Here is a 24,887-nt window from a genome sequence, read left to right on the forward strand (position 1 = left end):
GCTACTGCGTGACGGTGACGGTGTGGGACGCGGTATTGGGGTCGGCCCACACCGACAGGACGTGGCGGCTCGCGTCCCAGGCCGTCCGCCACTTCCCGGCCGGATCGGTCGACGTGACCTTCGGGGTGGACGGGAACCAGATCTCCGTGGGGCCGGACACACCGGCCTTGTTCCGCCAGGAGACCGTGAGCGTCGGCGAGGAGTACGACATCTTCACCGGGGTGCCCGCTATGGCCCTGGCATAGGGGCGGGCCAACAGCTTGGTGAAGAGCGTCGGATTGCCCTTCCCGTCGGTCACGCCCGTGGAACCCGGGTCGTTGGACCAGTAGGACCAGCCGATGCCCAGGTCGTCCGCCATGGAGAGCCAGTCGCCGGTGAAGTCCGCCGCACCGGGCGCGTCCTGACCCATGCCGCCGACCTCACCGAGCCACATCGGGGCGTTCATGCGGCGCGCCGCAGCGGGCATGTTGCGCTTCCACAGCGCGAACTGCGCCTGGATGAGGAGTTTCGTAGCGCCGCTGTAGGCGCCGCCCAGGTCCACCCCGCCCGGGTAGAAGTGCGGCGCCAGGACGATGCGCGGCGTCCCTGGACGCGGGTCCTCGACGGGTGCGATGGAGGATTCCGCGCCTTCGTTGGAGCCGAGGGCCTCCGGCTCCACGAACACCCAGTTGTCCCGGTCGACCTTCCGGATGGCGTCGACGACGCGCTGGTAGAAGGGGGTCAGGATGGGGCCTTCGAAGAAGCCGAACTGGCGGGTCCCGCCGAACGGCTCGTTCATCAGGTCGTAGCCCAGGACGGCGGGGTCCTTGGCGAAGCGCTTCGCCACGTGCTGCCACATCGCCGTGTACCGCTGCATCAGCTCCGGGTGCTTCCCGGTGTTGTTCCAGAAGTTGTCGTACGCGCGCAGGATCGCGGGCTGGAGGTAGGTGAGCACCCACGGGTCCTGGGGCGTGCAGGGCAGCCCGTCGGTGATCGTGGCCCAGGCGGGAGCGCCGTCACCGGCGCCCTTGCACGCGTCCGGGCCGTAGATGTCCTGGTGCATGTCCAGGATGACGTGCATCCCCTGTTCGCGGTACCAGGCCACCCGCTTGGCGACCTCGTCGAGATAGGCGTCGTCGTACTGGCCCGGCTTCGGCTCGATGTTCCTCCAGAGGATCAGGTACCGGACGGAGTCGGTGCCCATCTCGCGGGCCTCGCGGACCACGTCGTCCCGGTCGATCCAGGGAAGGCCGCTGTCGCCCTTGGCGCTGCTGGCGGTGTTGAGGCCGTGCAGGATCAGCGTGCGGCCCTGGTCGTCGGTGATGGTGGGCGGCGGCGCGGCGTCCGCGTGCGCGGGGGCTCCGGCCGCCGCGGTCCCCGCGGTCCCGGCGAGGGCCAGCGCGGTGGTCAGGGTGATCCGGCCGAGGGCACTGCGGACGCGCATCCCGCCTCCTGAACGTGAAATTTGTTCGGATATTAGGAGGCTGGGGAGGTCCTGGGGAAGTCGTAGAAGTGCACAACAACAACGCCGGCTTACGGCGGTTGATGACAAGGCGGTGCTTCGGCCGCTGGTCGGTGGGCCTTCGACGCCCGTCCGGCTAACGGCCCGGGTGCACGCCGCCGTTGGGGTACGGCGCAGGCGGCACGCCCTGCACCGGATAGGGGGCGGGCGGGTACGGGCCGCCCGGGTAGGGCCCGGCCGGACGGCCACCGGCCGGGTGACCCCCCGTCGGGTACGCGCCCGTCGGGTAAGGGCCTGCCGGGTAGGGGCCGGCTGGGTAGGGGCCGGCTGGGTAGGGGCCGGCTGGGTAGGGGCCGGCTGGGTAGGGGCCGGCTGGGTAGGGGCCGGCTGGGTAGGAGCCGGTCGGATAGGGGCCCGTCGGGTAGGGGCCGGCCGGATGAGGGCCGGGCTGCGGCTGCGGGCCCGCCGGCGGCCCCTGCCAGCCGGGCGGGGGAGGCTGGCCTGTTCCGGCCATGGCCATCGCCGGGACGGGAACAGGGCCGGGAACAGGGGCCGTGCCGGGAGCGGGAGCCTGCGCCCAGCCCGCCTGCCCGGTGCGCCGCAAGCGGCGGGCGCGCCGCTGGGCCAGCCGCCATTCCTCCCGCTGGCGGCGCTCCGCGAGGACGGCCGACAGCAGGATCTCCGGGCGCACGCCCGGCGGCGGCGGAGGGCTGATCACGTCAACAACCTGTGCCGCTATGCGCTGCCCCAGGGAGTCCCGTACTTCCGGCAGCAGTTCCCAGAACCGCGACAGGTACTGGCGGGCCGTCATCGCCAGCTCGTCCGAGAGCATGGAGATCTCCAGCGACCGTGCCCACCAGGCGAGCTGAGGGGGCATGACGGCGACGGGGCCGAGGCGGCCGGACGGGATCCGCTCCTGGATGACGATCGTCCCGGCGAACAGGTCGCCCAGGCGCTTCCCGCGCCGGTTGCAGAACGAGGTGATCAGGGCGGGCGCGCCGTAGAGCGTCCAGAACTCGATGAAGCCGGCGAGCGCGCGCACGAGCGCCTGCCGGAACCTGATCGGTCCGCCGTCGTCGGCCACGACCCGGATCCGAAGGGCCATCTTCCCGAGCGTCCGGCCCCGCGACAGCGTCTCGAACGCGCACGGGTAGCCGACCAGCACGGCGACGACCGCGACCAGGGACAGCCCGACGGTCCACGCGTCGTCCGCGACCAGGGCCGTCAGGCCCGTCACGTAGACGGCGAGGTTCAGCAGGATGAGCTGGAACAGCAGGTCCAGCAGCAGGGCACAGCCCCGGCTGGCCAGCCGCGCGACCCGGATGTCGAGCGCGACGGCCTCGCCGGTGACGAGTTCGGCCATGTCCTGATCCTCCAATGCCGGGGCCGGTCCATTTTGCCGCCTTCGCGGGGCGAGGCGTTAGTCTCCCCGGGTGGACGTCGACGCCTATGTGGCCGCGCACAACGCCGACTGGCTACGGCTTGAGCATCTCATCAACCGCGGCCGCAGGCTGACCGGCGTGGAGGCCGACGAGCTCGTCGAGCTGTACCAGCGCACGGCCACGCACCTGTCCGTCGTCCGGTCGAGCTCGCCGGACCCGGAGCTCGTGGGGCGGCTGTCGTCGCTCGTGGCGCGCGGCCGGGCCGCGGTCGCGGGCGCCCACGCGCCGATGTGGCGGGACGTCACGCGGTTCGCGACGGTGTCGTTCCCCGCCGCCGCCTACCGGATGCGGTGGTGGTGGCTGGGCAACGCGGTCCTCGGCAACCTGCTGGCGCTGGCCCTGGCGATCTGGATCGTGCACAGCCCGCACGTGCAGTCGAGCATCGGCACCCCCAACGAGATCCGCGACCTGGTCGAGCACGACTTCGCGAACTACTACACCGAGCACTCCGCCGCGTCGTTCGCCTTCAAGGTGTGGACGAACAACGCGTGGGTGTCGGCGATCGCGCTCATCTTCGGCATCCTGCTGGGCATCCCGACCGTGTACGTGCTGCTGATGAACCAGATCAACCTCGGCGTCACGGGCGGGCTGATGTTCGCCTACGGCAAGGGCGACGTGTTCTTCGGGCTGATCCTGCCGCACGGCCTGCTGGAGCTGACCGCGGTCTACCTCGCGTGCGCGGGGGGCCTGAAGCTCGGCTGGACGGTCGTGGACCCGGGGCGCCGCCGCCGCGGCCAGGCGCTCGCCGAGGAGGGGCGCGCCGCGATCAGCATCGCGATCGGCCTCGTCGGCGTGCTGCTGGTGTCCGGGCTGATCGAGGGCTTCGTCACCGGCTGGGTGCACGTCACGTGGCTGCGCATCGCGATCGGCGTCGTCGCCGAGGCCGCGTTCCTCGGTTACGTGATCGTGCTGGGCCGCCGCGCCACCCGGCAGGGCGAGACCGGAGACGCGGAGCTGCGTCCCGATCTCGTCCCGGTCGCGGGCTGACCGAAGCGCGGCGCAGGTCCCGCCTCAAACCCGGCGAACCGCCATCGATCGGCGCCGCCGCTCGTCACTCCGGGTGACGCGCGGCCTCCCGCGTCCGTCCAGGCGTCGCTGAGCGGGCCGCTGAGCCGTTCAGAGCCGTCCGGCGGCCTTGAGGGCGAGGTAGGCGTCCGCGAGGGCGGGAGCGATGTCCTGGGGCGGCGCGTCCACGACCTCGACGCCGTGCGCCCGGAGCTCGGCGGTGAGCCGGCGCCGCTCGGCCCGCGCCCGCTCCGCGGCCGCCGCGTCGTACACCGCCGCGAGATCGCCGCGCCCGGCGGCCATCTCGCCGACCCGCGGGTCCGCCACGGCGGCGATCATGACCAGGTGGCGGGCCGTCAGCCGGGGCAGCAGCGGCAGCAGCCCCTCCTCGATCGCCGCGGTGTTCAGCTCGGTCAGCAGGACGACCAGGCACCGCTGCCGGACCCGCGACATCAGCGTCGACACCATCCCGGCCGCGTCGAACTCCAGCAGCTCCGGCTCCAGCGGGGCCATCGCGTGCACCATCGCGGGCAGCAGGTCGGTACGCGACGCGCCCTCGACGCGCGCACGGACGCGCCGGTCGTAGGCGAGCATGTCGACGCGGTCCCCGGCGCGGGACGCCAGGGCGCCCAGGAGGAGCGCCGCGTCCATGGAGCAGTCCAGGCGCGGAATGTCCCCGACCCGCCCCGCGGACGTGCGGCCGGTGTCCAGCACCAGGTAGATCCGGCGGTCGCGCTCGGGACGCCACGTCCGGACCACCACGTCCGCGCGCCGCGCGGTGGCCCGCCAGTCGATCGAGCGGACATCGTCGCCGTCGACGTACTCGCGCAGCGAGTCGAACTCGGTCCCCTGGCCGCGGATGAGCGCGACGTGCGCGCCCGTCAGCTCCCGCAGGCGCGCCAGCTTCGCGGGCAGGTGGCGGCGCGACGGGAACGCGGGCAGCGCGCGCACCGTCCAGGGCGCGGGCCGCGACAGCTGCCGCGCGGCCAGCCCCAGCGGCCCCACCGACCGGACCACGACGGTCACGGCGCGGCGGTCGCCGCGCCTCGTCGGCGTCAGCGCCATGTCGACGCGGCGGCGCTCCCCGGCCGGGACGTCCACGCGCACCGCCCGGGGCGCGGCGGCCGCGCTGGGCGGCCACACGTCCCGCAGCCGCGCCTTGAGCCGGCGCCGACCGAGGTTCTCCACGATCAGCGCCACCCGGGCCGTCTCGCCGAGGCGGACGTTTGTGTCGCCCGACCTGTGGAAGCGCAGTGCCCGCACGTTGCCGGCCAGGGCGAGGTCCACCACGACGCCGAGCAGCAGGACGCCCCACACCGCGAGGAGCGTCCACCAGCTCGGCAGCAGGACCGGCGCGACCGCGCCGAGCAGCGCCAGCAGCCCCAGGCGTCCGGTGAGCGCCATCAGCGCGGGGCGGGGACGTGGGCGAGGATGCCCTCCAGCACCCCGTCGGCCGTCGCGCCCTCGAGCTCCGCCTCGGGGCGCAGCTGCACGCGGTGCCGGAGCGTCGGGCGGGCCAGCGCTTTCACGTCGTCCGGCGTCACGTAGTCGCGGCCGGACAGCCACGCCCACGCGCGCGAGGTGGCCAGCAGCGCGGTGGCGCCGCGCGGGGAGACGCCCAGCTGGAGCGACGGGGACTGGCGCGTGGCGCGGCACAGGTCCACGACGTACGCGGCGACCTTCGGGTCCAGGTGCACCGCCCGGACCGCGGCGCGCCCGGCCGCCAGCTCCGCGGCGCCCGCCACGGCCTTCACCTCCGACAGGTCGCGGGGGTCGAACCCCGCGGCGTGCCGCTGCAGCATCCTGATCTCCTCGTCCCGGGTGGGGACGGGCACGGTCAGCTTCACCAGGAACCGGTCGAGCTGCGCCTCGGGCAGCGGGTACGTGCCCTCGTACTCGATCGGGTTCTGCGTCGCGCACACCACGAACGGGTCCGGCAGGGCGCGGGCCGTCCCCTCCACCGAGACCTGCCGCTCCTCCATGGCCTCCAGCAGCGACGCCTGCGTCTTCGGCGGGGTGCGGTTGATCTCGTCGGCGAGCAGCAGGTTGGTGAAGACCGGGCCCTCGCGGAACTCGAACTCCGCGGTCCGGTTGTCGTACACCAGGGACCCGGTCACGTCGCCCGGCATCAGGTCGGGGGTGAACTGGACGCGCTTGAAGTCGAGGTCGAGGGCCCGCGACAGCGTCTTGATGAGCAGCGTCTTGGCGGTTCCGGGGACGCCCTCCAGCAGCACGTGGCCGCGGCACAGCAGCGCGATGACGAGCCCCGTCACCACCGAGTCCTGGCCGACGACCGTCTTGGCCACCTCGCCGCGCAGGGCCGCGAGCGCCGCGCGGGCGGTCTCGGCCTGCCGCAGGGTCTCCTCGGACATGCCCCCGGCGCCCGGCGGGGCGTCGCCCGGCACCGGGCCGGGCGCGTCGTCCTTCCCGAGGTCAACAGGGTGGTTCACGACTGGCGTACCTGCCTTTCCAGGTCGTCGAGGACGGAGGTGAGGGCGATCAGCCCGGCGTCGTCCACGGGTTCGGGACCGTACAGGGCCGCGCCGACGTACTCCTCGCCGCGGTCGGTCCGGCGGGCCACGGCCGCGACGATCTCCTGCGCGGCCGCGGGGTCCTGCGCGCTGGTGCGCGGCAGGCCGAGGAGCGGGACGATGCGCTCGCGGGCGCCGGAGCGCAGTGCGTCCGCGGCCCGGTCCCGGGCGCGGCTCGCCCGGTACAGGCGCGCGCGCCCCTCGACCGTCTCCGCGGAGCGGACGACCACGGGCAGCGCCTCGGCCACCACCGGGCCGAGCCGCCGCCCCCGCCACAGCGCCACCAGGACGACGGCGACGATCAGCTCCAGGAAGAACAGCTTGACGCCGAACGGCAGCAGGTCGGTGAGCGACTCCTGCCCCGCGCCGGCGCCCTCGGTGGGGAGGTCGGGGGCCAGCCACACCACGGACTGGCCCGCCCCCGCGAGGTTCATCAGCAGCGCCGCGTCGCCCTCCTCCGCGAGGTGCTGGTTGGTGAGCGGCGTGCTGGAGCCCAGCACGGTGACGGTCCTCGGACCGTCCTGCACCTGGACGAGGCGTGCCTCGTGGTCCACCTCGTAGCAGGTGACGGCGTTGCCGGACACGGCGTAGGTCTGCGACTGGCCGAACGTCACCGCGCCCGCCAGCGTGGCGGCGGGCAGCGGGCATCCGGGCTCGCCCGTGCCGGCGAAGCTGGTGTTCTCGATCTCGACGCCGGGCGCGAGGGCCTCCAGCACCGGCGCCGTGGGCTCGACCAGCAGCAGCGCCCCTTGCGCGCCCCGCATCCGGTCGATGTCGTTCTCGGTGAGCCGCTCGCTCCGCGTGACCACCATGACGGTTCCGGGGCCGGACTGGTCGACGGCCTGAGCGGCGTGCCTCGCCACCACGACGGGCGTGCCGTGCTGCTTGAGGATCTCCGCGAGCGCGCGCGAGCCGTCCCTCTTGGGGGAGGTGGGGTCGAGCCGTTCGGGAGAGCCGGACGGGCGCAGCGCGGCGAGGATGACCGCGATCACCGCCATCGCGAGCAGCGCCGCCACCACACCGCGCGCCGACCGCCAGCGGCGCCCGGCGACCTGCCGGGCGGACGCCTCGCCGCCGCCCCCGCCGCTGCCCGCCTCCTGCGCGCGCGCCGGCGACTGGATCACCATCGCTGGCCTCCGTCCGGATCGTCGGCGCCGACGCCCGCGGGCGTGAGGCCGTCGGACTCCAGCGGCTTCGGACGCGCCGCGCGCAGCCGCTCGTCGAGCTCCTTGACCTGCGCGTACCGCTCGGCCGTGCCGGGACGGTCGCCGTACCAGACGTCGTCGAACACCCGTACGCCGGCGCGCAGCGCGTCCGCCAGCTCGGGCACGGCCTCGCCCGCCTCCGCCGCCAGCTCGTCCGCCGTCCGGCCGGGCCGCGGGGCGAGCACCGCGCGCTCCTCCAGGTCGCGGGCGATGGCGCGGAGCCTCTCCCGGATGGCCTCGGCCCACTGCCCCTCGGCCGCGAGCCGCTCCGCGGCCTCCCGGTGGTCGAGAGCGGTCGACGGCGTGTCCTCCAGGAGCGGGTCCTTCCGGGAGCGCGGGTTCCGGCGGTCCCACATGAGCCACACGACCAGGCCGACCGCCACCAGTGCGATCACCACGATGACGACTATGGAGACCCATCCGCCGCCGCTGCCGTGCGCGTTCGGATGGGAGGCGTGGCTGAACAGCTTCTGGAGCCAGTCGGAGAAGCGTTCCCACACACGCTCCAGCCAGGACGGCTTGTCCCGCTGGTAGATCTGCTTGTCCAGCTCACGGCGCGCCATGTCGCGGGCCTCGTCGCGGCCGATCGGGTCGAGCATCACCGGCGCGCCCCCGCTTCCGTTCCGGTTCCCTGCCAGGCCCCTACAGGGCGGGGCCGCCACAGGTCGATGAACCCCTCCCCGTCGTCGCCGTCCGCCCGGCCGTCCCCCTCGCCATCTCCGTCGCCGTCACTACCGCCACTAGCGCCACTGCCGTCACGGCCGGATCCGGCCGCAGCCACCGCGGCGGCGGACCGTCCCCGCGTACGCAGGTCGAGGTCGAGACCCTCACGGCGCATACGGCGGTCCATGTAGAGCAACGCGATGACGCCGGCGTCGAACGGCAGCACCACCGCCCAGCTGATGATCCGGCCCGCCGTGTCGACCGCCAGCGCGCCGACCGTCGAGCCGCCGTCCGAGCCGACCCCGAAGAAGATGAGCTGGATGACCAGGAACGGGATCCGCAGAGCGAAGAACCCCATGAACACCGTGATGAGGATCGCCAGCAGGAGCGTCCCGCACGTGCGGAACCACCGGCCCTTGGACAGCACCCGGGCCCGCCTGAGCGCGCCGACGACGGTCGTACGCTCCAGCACCACCGCCGGTACGGCCAGCACCAGCAGGATGTACGACCACACCATCAGCGCTATGCCGACGGGGAAGCCGATGACCGCCGCCAGCACGCCCAGCGCAGGATGCGCATCGGACGCCACCAGCAGGATGAACGGAATGATCGGCGCCACCATCGCGGCGAGCGGCACCAGCAGCACCACGGCCGCCGTTGCGGCGAGCCGGCCCAGCCGCGGCCGTGCGTCGCGCCACGCCTGCCTGGGCGCGATGGGCAGGCCCACCAGTTCGCGGCCCAGGATCGGCGCGAGCAGCCCCGACAGGACCAGGATCCCGTAGGCCGACAGCACCAGCCCCATGACGGCGAGGGTCATCTGCGCCCCGAACGACCGCAGCAGAACCCCGGGCGTGACCTCGTCGCGCGCCTCGTTGCCGATGAAGAAGTAGGCGGCGACGGAACTCGCCACCTGGGTCACCGCGCTGAACGCCAGGGCGACGCCGAGGGCCGTGCGGGGCCGGCGCCGGATCCCGGCGATCGACCCGTCCAGCATCTCCGAGATGGACATGGGGCGGAACGGGACGTCGGCGTCCGCGTCGTCGTCCCAGCCGTCCGGTCCCGGCATGTCGGCTCCCTGCGGTCTTCGGCGGGGGGTGTCCCGGCGTGGACGGCCCATGGTGGCCGCGGCCGCCGGTCAGGTCATCCTGTCACGGGCGAGCCGCCGCATATGCCGACACGAGCCCGGTCGATGCCGATCTGCGCCCTGACGGGCGCGCACAGGGACGAAAGCTTCCGATCCCGGACAACCTGGCATGTGTTTCGGGAGTCCCGTTTACAATCCCGCCCTTGTATGGGGTGACGCATAAGGCCCGCATAAGGCGGGCCTACTGCCATGTCACGCCCTGGCGCGCGTCAGGGGCCGGCCACCGGACGCATGGAGGAGTCATGTACGAGGCAAACGCAGGTAACCTGGCACGCCAAGGCATATCTCTCCCTGGCGAGGTGGGGCCGGAGCGTCTCACCCCACTCCACCGAACCCCGACTTTGTGACGATGAGGGCCATGAGAGGACGTGTACTGGTCGTCGACGACGATCTCGCGCTCGCCGAGATGCTCGGCATCGTGCTGAGGGGCGAGGGCTTCGAGCCGTCGTTCGTCCACGACGGCGACAAGGCGCTCGAGGCGTTCCGGGAGACCCGGCCCGACCTGGTGCTGCTGGACCTGATGCTGCCGGGCGCCGACGGCATCGACGTCTGCCGGCAGATCCGCGCCGAGTCCGGTGTGCCGATCGTCATGCTGACCGCCAAGAGCGACACCGTCGACGTCGTCCTCGGCCTCGAATCGGGCGCCGACGACTACATCGTCAAGCCGTTCAAGCCCAAGGAACTGGTCGCCCGTGTGCGCGCGCGCCTGCGCCGCACCGACGAGCCCGCTCCCGAGACCCTGCAGATAGGGGACATCACCATCGACGTGGCGGGGCACTCGGTGAAGCGCGCCGACCGCCACATCCCGCTGACCCCGCTGGAGTTCGACCTGCTCGTCGCACTGGCCCGCAAGCCCCGCCAGGTGTTCACCCGCGAGGTCCTGCTGGAGCAGGTCTGGGGGTACCGGCACGCCGCCGACACCCGCCTGGTCAACGTCCACGTCCAGCGGCTCCGCGCCAAGATCGAGAAGGACCCGGAGCGGCCCGAGATCGTCGTCACCGTGCGCGGCGTCGGATACAAGGCCGGGCCCGCCTGACCCCCCGGTCCCGCGCCCCTCGTGACAGCCGGAACGGCACGCCGATGACCGCCACACCGCCCCGCCCCCAGGACCCCTCGTGAAGGCCGACATGTCGAGGGCGAAGCGGTTCGCGCGGCGCGGCCTGCTGGCGCTGCGGCGCGTCCTGCGCGGAACGGCCAGCCGCGCGTACATGCGGTGGCGCCGCTCCATCCAGGTACGGGTGGTCACCTCGACGCTGTTCATTTCGGCGATCGTGGTGGCCATCCTGGGCGTGTTCCTCATGCAGCAGGTGTCGACCGCGCTCATGGACGGCAAGGTCAAGGCGGCCCGTCTCCAGCTGGACGAGGGCCTGGCGCAGGTCCAGCGGGACCTGGGCAACAGCACGTCGCCGGCCGCCGAGGACGGCAGCCGCCTCAACGCCGTGGTGAACCGCCTCAAGGCGCGTAGCGGCCCGTCCGGCCTGTACGAGGTGTACATCCGCGACACCACCGCCGAGTACTTCGACGGGTACGCCACCAACGAGCTCCGTAAGGAGAGCGTCCCCAAGCGTCTCCGGGACGAGCTGAAGCACGCACCCGCCGGAGCGCGCGCCTACACGTACGGCAAGCTCACCTATGTCGGAGGGCACCCGTCCGAACGCGGCCTCATCGTGGGCGGCAAGTCCGGCCAGTTCGAGCTGTACTACCTGTTCCCCTTGGAGCAGGAGCAGAAGACCCTCACCAACGTCAGCCGCTCCATGGTCGGCGTGGGCGTCGTCCTGGTGCTGCTCCTGGCCGCCATCGCCTCACTGGTGACACGCCAGGTCGTCATCCCGGTGCGCCTGGCCGCGCAGGGGGCGCAGAGGCTCGCCGCAGGACGGCTCGAAGAGCGCATGCGCGTGCGCGGGGAGGACGATCTGGCGCGCCTGGCCCGCTCCTTCAACGACATGGCCGCCAACCTCCAGGAGAAGATCGGCGAACTGGAGGACCTGTCGCAGCTGCAGCGCCAGTTCGTCTCCGACGTCTCCCATGAGCTGCGCACGCCCCTGACCACGATCAGGATCGCGGCCGACATGCTCTACGAGAACCGCGACACCTTCGACGACCCCGCCGTGGGGCGGTCCGCGGAGCTCCTGCAGAGCCAGCTCGAACGGTTCGAGTCGCTGCTGGCCGACCTGCTGGAGATCAGCCGCCACGACGCCGGCGCCGCCACGCTCGACGCGGAATCGCTCGACATGCGCGATCTGGTCCTGCGCGTCGTCGGCGACATCCAGGGCCTCGCCGAGCGCAAGGGCAGCAAGGTCGTCCTGCAGCTCCCCGGCGAGCCCTGCATGGCCGAAGTGGACCGGCGCAGGGTCGAGCGCATCCTGCGCAACCTCGTCGTCAACGCCGTCGAGCACGGCGAGGGCGAGGACATCGTGGTGTCGGTGGCCGCCGACCGCGACGCCGTCGCCGTCGCCGTGCGGGACCACGGCGTCGGCCTCAAACCGGGGGAGGGACAGATGGTCTTCGACCGCTTCTGGCGCGCGGATCCCGCCCGCGCGCGCACTACCGGCGGCACGGGGCTCGGGCTGTCCATCTCGCGCGAGGACGCGCAGCTGCACGGCGGATGGCTGCAGGCATGGGGAGAACCCGGCGTCGGCTCCCAGTTCCGCCTGTCGCTGCCCCGCGTCGCCGGAGCCGAACTGCGCGGATCGCCCCTCCCGCTCGTCCCACCCGGGGCCGGCGACGCGCGCCCCCTCTTCGCCGAACTGGAGGCGGGAGATTGACCGGCGACCGCCGCCCGGCGCGGCGCCTCCAGTCCCGGCGGATGCGGCCCGCCGTCGCCGTCGCGGCCGTGCTCGTCCTGTGCGCGGCCGGATGCGCCAACGTGCCCACGGGCGGCCAGGTCGTCACCGGCAAGCCCGCCGAGAAGGCCGAACGCGTGGACGACCCGTACGTCCGCCTCATCCCCGTCAGCCCCCAGCCCGACTGGGGGCCCACCCAGCTCGTCTCCGGCTTCCTCACCGCCTCCGCGAGCTTCGACGACGGCCACAAGGTCGCCAAGGAGTACCTGAGCACCCCCAACGCCTGGGACCCCGGCCTCAGGCCGTACGTGGACGTCCTGTCGAGCCGCACGGTCGACCCCCACGTGGACCAGACGTCCGCGAACCAGGCCACCGTGCACGTCACCGGCGACCAGCTCGGCACGATCGACTCCGACGGCCAGTACACCGCCGCGCCCAAGAGCGTCGAAGCCGACTTCCAGCTGGCCAAGACCCAGCAGGGCGTCTGGCGCATCACCGGGCTCCCCGGCAACGACAAGGCCGGCCTGTTCCTCACCAAGGACGACGTCGAGCGCGCCATGCGCACCGTCAACCTGTACTTCTTCGCCCCTGACGAGCACACCCTCGTCCCCAACGGCATCTTCCTGCCGGTGGTGGACCGCGAGACGCTCCCCACGCAGCTCGTCCAAGCGCTCCTGTCGGGCCCCACGTCCTGGCTCAACGGGGCCGTGCAGAGCGCGTTCCCCAAGGGGACCAGGCTGCGCGGCGGCAGCGTCCGCATCGACAAGGACGTCGCGATCGTCGACCTCAGCCAGGACGCCCGCGGCGGCAACGTGGAGCGCATGTCGGCCCAGCTCAGCTGGACGCTGCGGCAGCTCTCGGAGATCAAGCGCTGGCGGCTGGAGATCGACGGCGAGACCGTGACGCCGCAGGGCTCCGACGCCACGCAGTCCGTCCACTCCTGGGACGGGAACTCCCCGGACGGCCAGGACCCCGACGAGCAGGTCCGCCAGACCGCCTACGTCGCCGGCACCGCCGGCTTCCTCGGCACCCTCCAGGGCGACCGTGCCCAGCCCGTCGTCACCGGCGCCGCCGGACGGCTGTCCCACCCGGCCGTATCACCGAACTACCAGGAGCTGGCGGGGCTCAGCACGGACGGCACCCAGCTCGTCACCGCGGGGCCCGTAGCGGGCAGCCCGGCCCTTCACGTCCTGCTGAACGCCCACAAGGGCGCGCGCTTCACCGCGCCCTCGTGGAGCCGTGACGGCACCCTGTGGACGGTGGAGAGCACTCCTAAGGCGTCGTGGCTGTGGGTCCGCCGTCCCGGCAAGGCGCCGGTGAAGGCCGGCCACTGGGGCCTCGGCGGACGGCAGGTGCTGGCGTTCCGCGTGGCGCGGGACGGAGTCCGTACCGCCGTCATCGTCGGGATCGACGGGCGCCCCGAGGTCCAGATGGGCCGGATAGCCACCGCCCCTGACGGGTCCTTGGACGTGGGGTCGTTCCTGCCCGTCTCGTCCGAACTCCAGGACGCCGTCGACCTGGCGTGGCGCGACTACGACACCCTCGCCGTCCTCGGCCGCGCCAAGCGCGACTCCCAGACGCTGCCGTACCTGATGCCCGTGAGCGGAAGCGCCATCACGTCCCTGGGCGTCGGCGCGCTCGGCGAGCCCCGCACCATCGCCGCGGCCCCGGGGTCCCCGGTCCTGATCGGGACCTGGTCGTCGGGCAAGGACCAGGTGTGCCGCCAGCGCCCGCCCGTCACCTCGTACAGCCAGTGGATCTGCCCGACGGCGGCCCGGGACCCCAGCTACGCGCACTGAGCCCGCGCGGTTATCCACAATTCGGCGAAGGGCTTCCGGCCGCCGGGTCCGGCGGCCATCGTCGAGGTCATGAGCTTCTTCGGCGATCTGATCGACTTCCTGCTCCCCGAGACCTGCGCCGGCTGCGGCGGCGAGCCCGGCCTGCTCTGCGGCTCCTGTGCCGCGCCGCTGTACGGGCCCGCCCGTCCGGCGCGTCGGGCGCCCCCGGGCGTCCCGCCTCCGTGGACGGTCGCCGCCTACGAGGGCGCCGTCCAGAAGATCTTCTCGGCCTACAAGGAGCACGGCAGGACGGCCCTGGCCACCCCCCTCGGCGAGGCCCTGGCCAGAGCGGTGGACGCGGCCCTACCAGACCCCCGGGCACCCGACCCACCGCGCCAACCCGACCCACCGCACGGCCCAGCCTCGCTGCGCCGGTCTGGTCCGCCAGGCGAGCCGAGCCCGCTGCGCGGCCCAGACCCGCCGTTCCAGCCAGGCCCGCCGGGCGGTCAGGGCCCGCCGCGCAGTGCCTCGAAAGCCACGACAGCCCCTGCGACCTCGGCAGCGTCGGCGACGGCGGCGGCGACCTCGGCAACGGAGCCGATTCCGATCGTGTGGGTGCCATCGCGCCGGGGAGCGGCACGGCGGCGTGGGCACGATCCCATGAGGCAGGCCGTGGCGGTGGCCGTGCAGCGGTTGCGGGCGGGCGGCGTCCCGGTGGTCGCGCTGGGCGGGCTGCGCCAGTGCCGGCGGGTCGCCGACCAGGCCGGGCTCGGGGCGAAGGCGCGCCGGGACAACCTGAACGGCGCGCTGGAGGCGGTCGCGCGGGCCCCTCTCGCCGGTCGACGGGTCGTCCTGGTCGATGACGTGGTCACGACCGGCGCCTCGCTGGCCGAGGCGGCACGCGCACTGCGGGAGGCGGGCGCCGACGTCGCGGCAGCGGCCACCGTAGCGGCGACCCCGCTGCGCCGAGAATGGTGATCGCGACGGAGACGCCGCGCGGGGTCGGTAATCGTATGGCGATCCCATGCTGCACGGGAAGCTGCTCGTGGCGACCACCCGCACCGCGGGCGGTGACCCGGGCGGCGGGACTCCGTTCCACCCGGGTCGGTGATCGTGACGGCCGTGCCCGGCCGGTGGTGACTTTCTTCACGTCGGCGGGCTAGGAAGGCAGCTAGCTACCTAACGTAGCGGCGTCCTGAGGCGGCGACGGGCGCCGTTCGGCGGACAGAAGGGGTAATTCGGGTCACATCGCTTCATGACGGGAGTAGAGATTTCCCAAACTCACCCGGCGGAGACGGTGGCCTGACCTGCGGGTCACGATCGCCCGAACCGCCCGGCACCAGGGGCCTCTGGGGCCTTCGGCGCCAGGCGGGGGCGGGCCCAGGGGAGGCGCAGCGGCGGCTCTCGATGACGTTCAGTGAGTTTTTCCTCGCCTCACCCCCCTGACATTCGTGGCGTAAGGGGTTAGCGTTCCTGACATGGCACCCGCCCGGGTCCGTGGTTGCGTCGGATCGCAGTGCTCGTCAGGAGCACGGCAGACGATCCGGCTAGCCGATGCCAGGCGCAGGCGAAACGGCCCACGTAAGGCGACTTCTCGTCGACCGATCACGGTGCGCCTTAGAGGTAAGTCCTGCCCCGTCGAGGGATCCGACATCCCCCGAACCGGGAGAAGGGCAGTAGTGGCGAGAGCGCCGCGAGCCCCTCAGCAGGCGGATGTGGGGACGAAGACCAGGTCGGCCGGGCGGGTGCGACCCACCGTGCTGTGGTGCCCGTACGGGGCCAACAGGGGTCCCGAACCGGGCGTGAATCGCAACCGGGAGAAGGGGGGTCCCGCGTGGACATCATCGTGAGGGGCCGGCACACCGAGGTCAACGACAGGTTCCGTCGGCACGTCGACAGCAAACTGGCCAAGATCGAGCGGCTCGACCAGAAGGTCATCCGCGTGGATGTGGAGGTGTCCGAGGAACGCAACCCGCGGCTCGCCGACCAGCGCGAACGAGTGGAGCTCACGATCCGCTCACGTGGCCCGGTGATCCGGGCCGAGGCCGCAGCCGACGACCGCTACGGCGCGCTCGACCTGGCGCTCGACAAGCTGGAGTCGCGGCTGCGCCGCGACTGCGGGCGCCGCAAGGCGCACGGAGGCAAGGGCCGCGCCAAGATCGCCACGATGGAACCGCTCCCCGAACCGGCGCCGATGACCGCTCCCGTGCCCGAGCCCGCGTCCAGCGGCACGCGCACGGCCACGGCGGTCGCCGAGGAGGAGACCGGCGCCGCGCGGTCCGGGGCCCAGGTGGACGAGAGCATCGTCCCGATCCCGATGGAGGGCGACGGGCCCGTCGTCGTCCGCGAGAAGTTCCACAAGGCCGAGCCGATGGGCATCGAGCAGGCGCTCTTCGAGATGGAGCTCGTGGGGCACGACTTCTTCCTCTACCGCGACAAGGCCACCGGGCACCCCTCGGTCGTCTACCGCCGGAGGGGCTGGGACTACGGAGTGATCAGACTCGTCGAGGAGTGAGGAACGGCGCCCGGCGGCGCGCACGCGGCGCCGGGATCGGAACGGCGCCGGCCGGCCCGCGCACCCCGTGGGGCCACGCGGGGCGTCCGGGCCGGCCGGCGTTCCGGATTTTTGTCAGGAGACGTCGGCCCCGCGAGACGCTGGGAACGGCGGAAAACCCCGTAACGTAGGGGCTGAGGGGCGTTGCCGCCGCCGGTGTCACGCCGGCGCGGCCCCGACCCCGTTCGTCCCGGGGCCACCCCGGACCCGGCGAAGAACTCCGGGGGGCGACCCTGGAGCCCCGACCCTCCGGTAGTTTCAGATCACTGACAGTGAAGGGGGGAAGCGGCGTCTCCTCCACGCCGCGACTCAGGTGAGCGAGAATCCCGAGGCTCGCGAAGCCGTGACGGTGCCCCGGCAGGGCGGCGCCGCCGCCACCCCCGCCGAGCGGCGGGCCGCGCGGCCGGGCGATGCGGCCGACCCGATCCGCGTGCTCATCGTCGACGACCACGCGCTGTTCCGCAGAGGCCTGGAGATGGTGCTGCAGGCCGAGGACGACATCGAGGTCATCGGCGAGGGCGGCGACGGCCACGAGGCGGTCGAGATGGCCGGCGACCTGCTGCCCGACGTGGTGCTGATGGACATCCGGATGCCCCGCCGCAGCGGCATCGAGGCGTGCACGGCGATCAAGGACGCCGCGCCCAGCGCCAAGATCGTGATGCTGACGATCAGCGACGAGGAGGAGGACCTCTTCGAAGCGATCAAGGCCGGGGCCAGCGGCTACCTGCTGAAGGAGATCTCGATCGACGAGGTCCCGCAGGCGGTCCGCGCGGTGCACGGCGGGCAGTCGCTGATCAGCCCGTCGATGGCGTCCAAGCTGATCACCGAGTTCGCCTCGCTCGCCAAGCGCAGCGAGGAGCGCACTCAGCAGGTCCCCGCGCCCCGCCTCACCGAGCGCGAGATGGAGGTGCTCCGGCTCGTCGCCCGCGGCCTCGGCAACCGGGAGATCGCGCGGGAGCTGTTCATCTCCGAGAACACGGTGAAGAACCACGTCCGCAACATCCTCGAGAAGCTCCAGCTCCACTCGCGCATGGAAGCGGTCGTCTACGCCGTCCGCGAGAAGCTCCTAGAGATCACCTGACCCGGGGCGCCGCACCACCCGACCGGCGGCCGCGCCACCGGCACGGCGCGGCCACCGGCAAAGCCACGCCACCGACACGGCGTGGCTACCGGCGGGGGCCGCGTCGTCGCCTGATCGGCGGCCACACCCGCCTACAGGGTGTGGGCAACCGGCGGCTTGGGCTGCTGGCAGGAACGGGCTGGCAGCGGGGTCGGGTTACCGGCAATGTGGTTTTGTCGGTGTTGTGGCCTAGCATCGCGGACGTGGTCGAGGCAGAGCTCAGCGCGGACGAAGCACGGCGGCTCCAGTTGCGCGCCCAGGGATTCCTGGGCGCGCGGCCGAGAGGCGGCGTGACGGGCATGCTGGAACGGCTGGGGGCCGTCCAGCTCGACACGATCTCGGTGCTGGCCCGGTCCCACGAGCTGGTGCCGTACGCGCGCCTGGGGCCCGTCGGGCGTGGCGCGATCGAGACCGCCTACTGGGGGAACGGCTCCTTCGGTGCCTTCGAGTACTGGGCGCACGCGGCGTCGATCCTGCCCATGCGCGACTGGCCGCTGTTCGCGTTCCGCCGCCGCGCCTACCTGCGGCGCGGCTGGCGCTGGCACAAGGTGCCCGAGGGCGTGTGCGACGAGATCCGCGACCGGCTGCGCTCCGACGGCCCGCTGACCACGAAGGAACTCGGCGGCGCCAAGGCCAGCGCCGAATGGTGGGACTGGAGCGAGCACAAGATCGGCATCGAGTGGCTGCTCGACGTCGGCGAGGTCGTGTGCGTCGAGCGGGTCGGCTGGCGGCGGGTCTACGACCTGGCGGAGCGGGCCGTCCCCGCGGAGCTTCTCGCGCAGGACCCGGACGACGAGGCGTGCCTGACGGCCCTCGTCGCGCGGGCGGGGCGGGCCCTCGGCGTGGCGACCCGTGGCGACCTCGCCGACTACTACCGGCTCAAGCAGGACCAGGTGGCCGGCGTCGTCGAGGCGGCCGGGCTCGTCCCGGTGACGGTGGCCGGGTGGCGGCAGCCGGCCTGGGCCGATCCGGAGGCCCTCGCCGCCCCGGCGCGGGGACGGCACGCCACCACGCTGCTGTCGCCGTTCGACTCGCTGGTGTGGGACAGGGCGCGGACGTCCCGGATGTTCGGGTTCGACCACCGGCTGGAGGCGTACGTCCCGAAGGCCAAGCGCGTCCACGGCTACTTCGCGATGCCGCTGCTAGCGGGCGGGCGCCTGCTCGGACGGGTCGACCCGGCCCGGGAGGGCGGCACGCTCGTCGCCCGCCAGGTGTCGTTCGAACCGTGGGCGACCCGGACCGCAGGGCGCGCCGAGGCGTCGGCCGCGTCGCTGGCCACCGCGCTGTGGCGGGCGGCGGCGTGGGTCGGCTGCGACGACGTCCGCGTCGAGCGGATCGTCCCGGACGGTGTCGACCGCGCCCTCATCGACGCCGCCATCAAAGCCGGCCCCGCCTGAGCGGTCCGGCTTGAGCATCCGGGTGGAGAGGTCCGGCTTCAGCGGCCGTGGGGCGGAATTGGTCGGTTGGAAACGGGCGGTTCGCCGTGCGAACTCCGGGCCGCCGAAATGAGGTGGTTCGCCCCCGGAGACGTGAACGCGCCCGGCTCGCGGGGAGCCGGGCGCGCTGGGGCGTCGGTCAGCCGTGGGGGGTCTGCTGGGGATCGGTGGCGGTGGGGCGGTCGAGGATCTCGCCGGCGTCGCCGCCGCGCCGCTTCGAGCTGCGCGAACCGAAGAGGGTGTAGTCGACGATCTCGGGGATCACCCGCGGCGCGTCCAGCACCACGTCGGAGAACAGGTGGACGACCCAGCTGGCCAGCATGCCGAGGACGATGATCCCGACGCCGACCCAGAACGTGATCCACATGGGGCCGTTGCAGAGCGCGACACCGCCCACCACGAAGCCGATGAAGATGATCGTGACGGCGACCCAGGAACTCGGCCGGCCGGCGTGGGACCCGTGCGACTCTCCGGACATTGCGTCTCCCCTCCGATGGTGCATGAGATCTTCTCCCGGACCCCGTGCGTCAAACGGGGCGGACCGTGGATTGCGCTGCGGAGTGACCTAGACCATTCTGGGTCTCGCCTACGATGGGCATCGTACGAGTGGTGTGCGTGCCGCCGGGAGCGGTGAACCACGATCTGCAAGGAGCCTTCGAGAGTGCCGCCAGTCATCGACAAGATCCTTCGTGCGGGCGAAGGAAAAATTCTGCGCAAGCTCAAGAAGCTCGCGGATCAGGTCAACTCGATCGAAGAAGACTTCGTCGACATGTCCGACGCCGAGTTGCGTGAGCTGACCGACAAGTACCGCGAGCGCATCGCCGAGGGCGAGTCCCTCGACGACCTGCTCCCCGAGGCGTTCGCGACCGCACGCGAGGCCGCCAAGCGGGTCCTGGGCCAGCGCCACTACGACGTCCAGATCATGGGCGGCGCGGCGCTGCACATGGGCAACATCGCGGAGATGAAGACGGGTGAGGGCAAGACCCTGACCTGTGTCCTCCCGGCGTACCTGAACGCCCTGTCCGGCGACGGCGTGCACGTGGTCACGGTGAACGACTACCTGGCCAAGCGCGACGCCGAGTGGATGGGCCGCGTCCACCAGTTCCTCGGCCTCGAGGTCGGCGTCATCCTCCCGCAGATGACCCCGGACGAGCGCCGTGTGGCCTACAGCGCCGACATCACCTACGGCACGAACAACGAGTTCGGGTTCGACTACCTGCGCGACAACATGGCGTGGAGCCTGGAGGAGTGCGTCCAGCGGGGGCACAACTACGCGATCGTGGACGAGGTCGACTCGATCCTCATCGACGAGGCCCGGACGCCGCTGATCATCTCCGGTCCGGCCGAGCAGAACTCCAAGTGGTACTCGGAGTTCGCCAAGATCGTCCCGCGGCTGAAGCGGGCCGAGCTGGTCAGCACCGCCGGGCAGGTCGACGAGTACGGTCCCGGTGACTACGAGGTCAACGAGAAGAAGCGCACGGTCGGCATCACCGAGTCCGGCGTGGAGAAGGTCGAGGACTACCTCGGCATCGACAACCTCTACGACTCGGTGAACACGCCGCTGGTCAGCTTCCTCAACAACGCGCTGAAGGCCAAAGAGCTGTACAAGCGCGACAAGGACTACGTCGTCATGAACGGCGAGGTCCTGATCGTCGACGAGTTCACCGGCCGCATCCTGCACGGCCGCCGCTACAACGAGGGCATGCACCAGGCCATCGAGGCCAAAGAGGGCGTGGCGATCAAGGACGAGAACCAGACGCTCGCCACGATCACCCTGCAGAACTACTTCCGCCTCTACAACAAGCTGTCCGGGATGACCGGTACCGCCGAGACCGAGGCGGCGGAGTTCAACAAGACCTACAAGATCGGCGTGGTGCCGATCCCGACGAACAAGCCGATGATCCGCCAGGACGTGGCGGACGTCGTCTACAAGACCGAGCAGGCCAAGTTCGAGGCCGTGGTCGACGACATCGCCGAGCGGCACGAGAAGGGCCAGCCGGTCCTGGTCGGCACGACGTCGGTGGAGAAGTCCGAGAAGCTGAGCAAGATGCTCAAGCGGCGCGGCATCCCGCACGCGGTGCTGAACGCCAAGCACCACGAGCAGGAGTCGGCGATCGTCGCGGAGGCGGGCCGCAAGGGCGGCGTCACCGTCGCGACGAACATGGCGGGCCGCGGCACCGACATCATGCTCGGCGGCAACCCCGACTTCCGCGCGGACCTGGAGCTGCACCAGCGCGGGCTGTCGCCGCTGGAGACTCCGGAGGAGTACGAGGCGGCCTGGCCGGAGGCGCTGGAGAAGGCCAAGGAGGCCGTGAAGGGCGAGCACGAGGAGGTCGTCGAGATCGGCGGCCTGTACGTGCTCGCGACCGAGCGGCACGAGTCGCGGCGCATCGACAACCAGCTGCGCGGCCGGTCCGGCCGGCAGGGCGACCCGGGCGAGTCCCGGTTCTACCTGTCGCTGGAGGACGACCTCATGCGGCTGTTCAACTCGGCCCGGGTCGAGGCGATCATGACGCGCCTGAACATCCCGGACGACGTGCCGATCGAGTCCAAGATCGTGTCGAACGCGATCCGGTCGGCGCAGAGCCAGGTCGAGCAGCAGAACTTCGAGATGCGCAAGAACGTCCTGAAGTACGACGAGGTGCTGAACCGGCAGCGCAAGGTCATCTACGCCGAGCGCCGCAAGGTGCTGGAGGGCGAGGACCTGCACGACCAGGTCCGCCGGATGATCGACGAGGTCGTCGCGGGCTACGTCGCGGGCGCCACCAACGAGGGCTTCGCCGAGGACTGGGACCTCGAGAAGCTCTGGAAGGCGTTCAAGCAGCTGTACCCGATCAGCCTCACCGTCGACCAGCTGGTCGAGGACGAGGCGGACGGTGACATCTCGGGCCTGGACGCGGAGACGCTCGCCGAGAAGATCCGCGACGACGCGCAGGCGGCCTACGACAAGCGCGAGGAGGAGCTCGGCCCCGAGGTCATGCGGGAGCTGGAGCGCCGGGTCGTGCTGTCGGTGCTGGACCGCAAGTGGCGCGAGCACCTGTACGAGATGGACTACCTGCAGGAGGGCATCGGCCTGCGGGCCATGGCGCAGCGCGACCCGCTGGTGGAGTACCAGCGCGAGGGCTACGACATGTTCAACGCGATGCTCGACGGCATCAAGGAGGAGTCGGTCGGCTACCTCTTCAACCTCGAGGTCGAGGTCGAGGAGCAGCCGGAGGCCCCGCAGGTGGGCGCGAAGCCGGTGTCGGTCGCCAAGACCGCGGCGTCCGAAGGCGCCGGCGAGGAGCCGTCCGACACCGTCCCGGTGGAGGCCGAGGAGGAGCCGGTCATCCACGCCAAGGGCCTCGACGAGCCGAAGCGTCCGAAGAAGCTGGACTACTCGGCGCCCACCGTCGACGGCGAGGGCGGCGTGGAGCACCACTCCGAGGAGACCGAGGACGAGTACGCGGGCGTGAACCGCAACGACCCGTGCCCCTGCGGCTCCGGCAAGAAGTTCAAGCGCTGCCACGGCGACCCGCGCAGCAAGAAGTAGGGCCGACGCGCTGACGAGGCGGCCTCCCGGACATCCGGGAGGCCGCCTCGCCGTTTCACGGGCCGCCGTAGCAGCGCCTCGCCGTAGCAGGGCCGAGCTGTGTCAGGGCCGCCGTGTGTTCGGGGCGCCGTCAGGGGGCGGTGGTCTCGACGGCCGTGCAGCGCCACCGTCCGCGCAGGTGCTGGAGGCGCAGCGCGACCGCGTGCACGCGTCCCGCCACGACGACCACGGCGGACGCCTCGGCGACGGTGGGCGACGGGCGCTGCAACCGGCTGGACAGCACCCGCGGCGGGACGATCCGCCGCCCGCCGGGCACGGCACGGCGGTGCGGCGCCAGGCCGCGGCACACCGCCGGGACCGCGACCAGCGACAGCTGGTGCGGCGGGCGCGTCCCGGCGAGTACTTCGACGACGATCCGCAGCGTGGTGTCGGCGACGGCCCGGACCTCCGCGTCCATCCCGTCCGCGGGCCGCACCACTCGCAGTGGCCCCGGCTCGCGACGGCCCGGCAGGACGGCCCCGCCCGGCGGTGCCCCGGCCTTCTGTTCGGGCGCTGCTGCCCGCCGCCGCGCCGCCGCCTGCGCGGGATCGCGCGCCAGCGCGCCGTCCGTCGGCCGCGGCGGCGCGGCGCGGTACCGGACGATGCGGACCGCCGAACTCCTGACCGGACGTCGTCCCATGCGTGCCTCCTCATTCGTTTCTGAACAGGAGTCGCGAGGCAGCGGAAAAATACGCCCCTGACCACGTACGGCCACGGCCGTAACGCCAAAGGCGCCGTCTCGGTCCCCGGAGCCCGACCCCGGAAATGCGGACGGCGGCGGGCGCCCTGTAGGGCGTCCCGCCGCCGTCGAGGTGGCAGAGGTCGGTCAGGTGGTGCTGGAGGAGTCGGCGGGTTCGGCCTCCGGCTTGCGGCGGCGCGACGCCTTCTTCTCGCCGCCCGCCAGCTCCGGGTTGGACCCCGGGTCGGCGGCGACGGACTCCACGTCCTCCGGTTCCCGTCCCGGTGTCGCGAAGTCGAACTTCACGATCAGGAACTTGAAGAGGAAGTAGTAGATGACGAAATACAGGACGCCCATGCCGATGATGAGCGGCAGGCCCTTGGTGTTGTCCTTCGACGCGTTCAGCAGCATGTCGATGCCGCCCGCCGAGAAGCCGAAGCCGAGCTGGGCGCCGGCGGCGTTGAGGATCGCCATCGAGACGCCGGTGAGGACGACGTGCACCGCGTACAGCACGGGCGCGACGAACATGAACGCGAACTCGATCGGCTCGGTGACGCCGGTGACGAACGCGGTGAGCGCGGCGGAGATCATGATGCCGCCGACCGCGGAGCGGCGGTGCGGGGGAGCGGCGCGCCACATGGCGAGCGCGGCGCCGGGCAGGCCGAACATCAGCACGGGGAAGAATCCGGCGAGGAAGCCGCCCGAGTGCGGGTCGCCCGCGAGGTACCGGTTGATCTCGCCGTGCACGACGCCGTCCGGTCCGTTGTAGGAGCCGAACACGAACCAGATGAGCGAGTTCGGGATGTGGTGCAGGCCGAACGGCAGGAGCAGCCGGTTGACGACGCCGTAGATGCCGGCGCCCGCGGCGCCCGCGCCGGTGATCCAGTTGCCGAAGTCGGTGAGCCAGCCGCCGAACACCGGCCAGATGAAGCCGATGAGCACGCCGAGCACCAGCGCGGCGAGCGCGGTGATGATCGGGACGAACCGGCGGCCGCCGAAGAACGCCAGGTAGGTGGGCAGCTTCACCCGGTAGAAGCGCTGGTAGAGCAGGGCGGCGACGACGCCGATGAGGATGCCGCCGAGCACGTCCGTCGGGTTCTTGGCGCCGAAGTCGATGGCCGGCGCGGCGGTCCCGTCGGTCACCTTGGTGATCAGCACCTGGCCCTTGAGGTCGGCCGAGTGCGAGAACATGATCTTGGTGACCTGGTCGAAGACCAGGTAGCCGACGACGGCGGCGAGCGCGGTGGAGCCGTCGGACTTCTTGGCGAAGCCGATCGCGACGCCGACCGCGAACAGCAGCGGCAGGTGGTCGAACAGGGCCTGGCCGGCGCCGCCGACGACCTCGGCGACGCGGATCCAGCCGAGGCCGTCCTTGCCGAGCATGTCCGGCTGGCCGAAGCGCAGCAGCAGGGCCGCGGCGGGCAGCACGGCGATCGGCAGCATGAGGCTGCGGCCGATCCGCTGCAGCACCGCGAGGGCGCGCGACCCCCGCCGCGGCGCGGCGTCCACGGTGGTCGAAGTCATCGAGAGGTTCC

19 protein-coding genes are annotated in these 24,887 nt (G+C 72.2%); 9 read left to right on the top strand and 10 right to left on the bottom strand.

Annotated elements, in window-relative coordinates; all coding sequences use genetic code 11:
* Position 1: 1 nt before the first annotated feature.
* Together ABT299_RS19310 and ABT299_RS19315 are read right to left on the bottom strand one after the other, a co-directional pair.
* Positions 2 to 1,423 carry a cellulase family glycosylhydrolase gene (locus ABT299_RS19310; protein ID WP_500251577.1) on the bottom strand — a complete coding sequence of 474 codons (1,422 nt, stop codon included), beginning with the start codon at positions 1,421 to 1,423 and terminating at the stop codon, positions 2 to 4.
* A 154-nt stretch (positions 1,424 to 1,577) separates the two neighbouring features.
* A complete protein-coding gene (locus ABT299_RS19315; protein WP_500251578.1) occupies positions 1,578 to 2,804 on the bottom strand; it encodes an RDD family protein in 1,227 nt (408 codons plus the stop codon).
* Between the two features lie 70 nt (positions 2,805 to 2,874).
* Here ABT299_RS19315 and ABT299_RS19320 point away from each other — a divergent pair, with 70 nt between their 5' ends.
* On the top strand, positions 2,875 to 3,870 hold the full coding sequence (locus ABT299_RS19320) for a stage II sporulation protein M (RefSeq protein WP_190860132.1): 996 nt from the start codon (positions 2,875 to 2,877) through the stop codon (positions 3,868 to 3,870).
* Between the two features lie 129 nt (positions 3,871 to 3,999).
* On the opposite strand, the gene ABT299_RS19325 is transcribed toward ABT299_RS19320, so the two are convergent.
* The 5 genes from ABT299_RS19325 to ABT299_RS19345 all read right to left on the bottom strand — a co-directional run bounded on the left by ABT299_RS19325 (position 4,000) and on the right by ABT299_RS19345 (position 9,353).
* Positions 4,000 to 5,292, bottom strand: coding sequence for a DUF58 domain-containing protein (locus ABT299_RS19325; protein WP_190860130.1), 1,293 nt, complete (start codon positions 5,290 to 5,292; stop codon positions 4,000 to 4,002).
* The gene (locus ABT299_RS19330) at positions 5,292 to 6,260 is read right to left on the bottom strand and encodes an AAA family ATPase (RefSeq protein WP_387022204.1); all 969 of its coding nucleotides are present in this window, start codon (positions 6,258 to 6,260) and stop codon (positions 5,292 to 5,294) included. Before ABT299_RS19330 ends, ABT299_RS19325 begins: the two co-directional genes overlap by 1 nt.
* 74 nt (positions 6,261 to 6,334) lie before the next feature.
* Positions 6,335 to 7,546, bottom strand: coding sequence for a DUF4350 domain-containing protein (locus tag ABT299_RS19335; protein ID WP_387021340.1), 1,212 nt, complete (start codon positions 7,544 to 7,546; stop codon positions 6,335 to 6,337).
* Positions 7,540 to 8,223, bottom strand: a complete 684-nt coding sequence (locus ABT299_RS19340) for a DUF4129 domain-containing protein (RefSeq protein ID WP_194737144.1) — start codon at positions 8,221 to 8,223, stop codon at positions 7,540 to 7,542. Before ABT299_RS19340 ends, ABT299_RS19335 begins: the two co-directional genes overlap by 7 nt.
* Positions 8,223 to 9,353 (bottom strand): hypothetical protein, encoded by a 1,131-nt coding sequence (locus ABT299_RS19345; RefSeq protein WP_500251579.1) that lies wholly within the window; start codon positions 9,351 to 9,353, stop codon positions 8,223 to 8,225. Before ABT299_RS19345 ends, ABT299_RS19340 begins: the two co-directional genes overlap by 1 nt.
* A 436-nt stretch (positions 9,354 to 9,789) precedes the next feature.
* Between ABT299_RS19345 and mtrA the strand changes: the two genes are divergently transcribed.
* The 7 genes from mtrA (at position 9,790) to ABT299_RS19380 (ending at position 19,063) form a co-directional block, all read left to right on the top strand.
* The gene (gene mtrA, locus ABT299_RS19350; RefSeq protein WP_151538627.1) at positions 9,790 to 10,467 is read left to right on the top strand and encodes an MtrAB system response regulator MtrA; all 678 of its coding nucleotides are present in this window, start codon (positions 9,790 to 9,792) and stop codon (positions 10,465 to 10,467) included.
* 91 nt (positions 10,468 to 10,558) lie between these two features.
* Positions 10,559 to 12,196, top strand: coding sequence for an MtrAB system histidine kinase MtrB (mtrB, locus tag ABT299_RS19355; RefSeq protein WP_190860122.1), 1,638 nt, complete (start codon positions 10,559 to 10,561; stop codon positions 12,194 to 12,196).
* On the top strand, positions 12,193 to 14,013 hold the full coding sequence (locus ABT299_RS19360; RefSeq protein WP_500251580.1) for an LpqB family beta-propeller domain-containing protein: 1,821 nt from the start codon (positions 12,193 to 12,195) through the stop codon (positions 14,011 to 14,013). The genes mtrB and ABT299_RS19360 overlap by 4 nt, the downstream gene beginning before the upstream one ends.
* A gap of 639 nt (positions 14,014 to 14,652) precedes the next feature.
* A complete protein-coding gene (locus ABT299_RS19365) occupies positions 14,653 to 14,970 on the top strand; it encodes a phosphoribosyltransferase family protein (protein ID WP_206700093.1) in 318 nt (105 codons plus the stop codon).
* Between the two features lie 856 nt (positions 14,971 to 15,826).
* The gene (gene hpf / locus ABT299_RS19370; protein ID WP_500251581.1) at positions 15,827 to 16,507 is read left to right on the top strand and encodes a ribosome hibernation-promoting factor, HPF/YfiA family; all 681 of its coding nucleotides are present in this window, start codon (positions 15,827 to 15,829) and stop codon (positions 16,505 to 16,507) included.
* 388 nt (positions 16,508 to 16,895) lie between these two features.
* Positions 16,896 to 17,627 carry a response regulator gene (locus ABT299_RS19375; RefSeq protein ID WP_151538674.1) on the top strand — a complete coding sequence of 244 codons (732 nt, stop codon included), beginning with the start codon at positions 16,896 to 16,898 and terminating at the stop codon, positions 17,625 to 17,627.
* A 242-nt stretch (positions 17,628 to 17,869) separates the two neighbouring features.
* A complete protein-coding gene (locus ABT299_RS19380; RefSeq protein ID WP_500251582.1) occupies positions 17,870 to 19,063 on the top strand; it encodes a winged helix-turn-helix domain-containing protein in 1,194 nt (397 codons plus the stop codon).
* Between the two features lie 178 nt (positions 19,064 to 19,241).
* Here the strand turns inward: ABT299_RS19380 and ABT299_RS19385 are convergent, their stop codons facing one another.
* A complete protein-coding gene (locus ABT299_RS19385; protein ID WP_500251583.1) occupies positions 19,242 to 19,580 on the bottom strand; it encodes an HGxxPAAW family protein in 339 nt (112 codons plus the stop codon).
* Between the two features lie 183 nt (positions 19,581 to 19,763).
* Here ABT299_RS19385 and secA point away from each other — a divergent pair, with 183 nt between their 5' ends.
* Positions 19,764 to 22,634, top strand: coding sequence for a preprotein translocase subunit SecA (gene secA, locus ABT299_RS19390; protein WP_500251584.1), 2,871 nt, complete (start codon positions 19,764 to 19,766; stop codon positions 22,632 to 22,634).
* Between the two features lie 130 nt (positions 22,635 to 22,764).
* Here the strand turns inward: secA and ABT299_RS19395 are convergent, their stop codons facing one another.
* Positions 22,765 to 23,313, bottom strand: a complete 549-nt coding sequence (locus ABT299_RS19395; RefSeq protein ID WP_500251585.1) for an Rv3235 family protein — start codon at positions 23,311 to 23,313, stop codon at positions 22,765 to 22,767.
* A 186-nt stretch (positions 23,314 to 23,499) separates the two neighbouring features.
* On the bottom strand, positions 23,500 to 24,876 hold the full coding sequence (locus ABT299_RS19400; RefSeq protein WP_500251586.1) for a PTS transporter subunit EIIC: 1,377 nt from the start codon (positions 24,874 to 24,876) through the stop codon (positions 23,500 to 23,502).
* Positions 24,877 to 24,887: the final 11 nt, after the last annotated feature.

The organism is Spirillospora sp. NPDC000708 (assembly GCF_040299565.1).
Classification (GTDB): domain Bacteria; phylum Actinomycetota; class Actinomycetes; order Streptosporangiales; family Streptosporangiaceae; genus Spirillospora.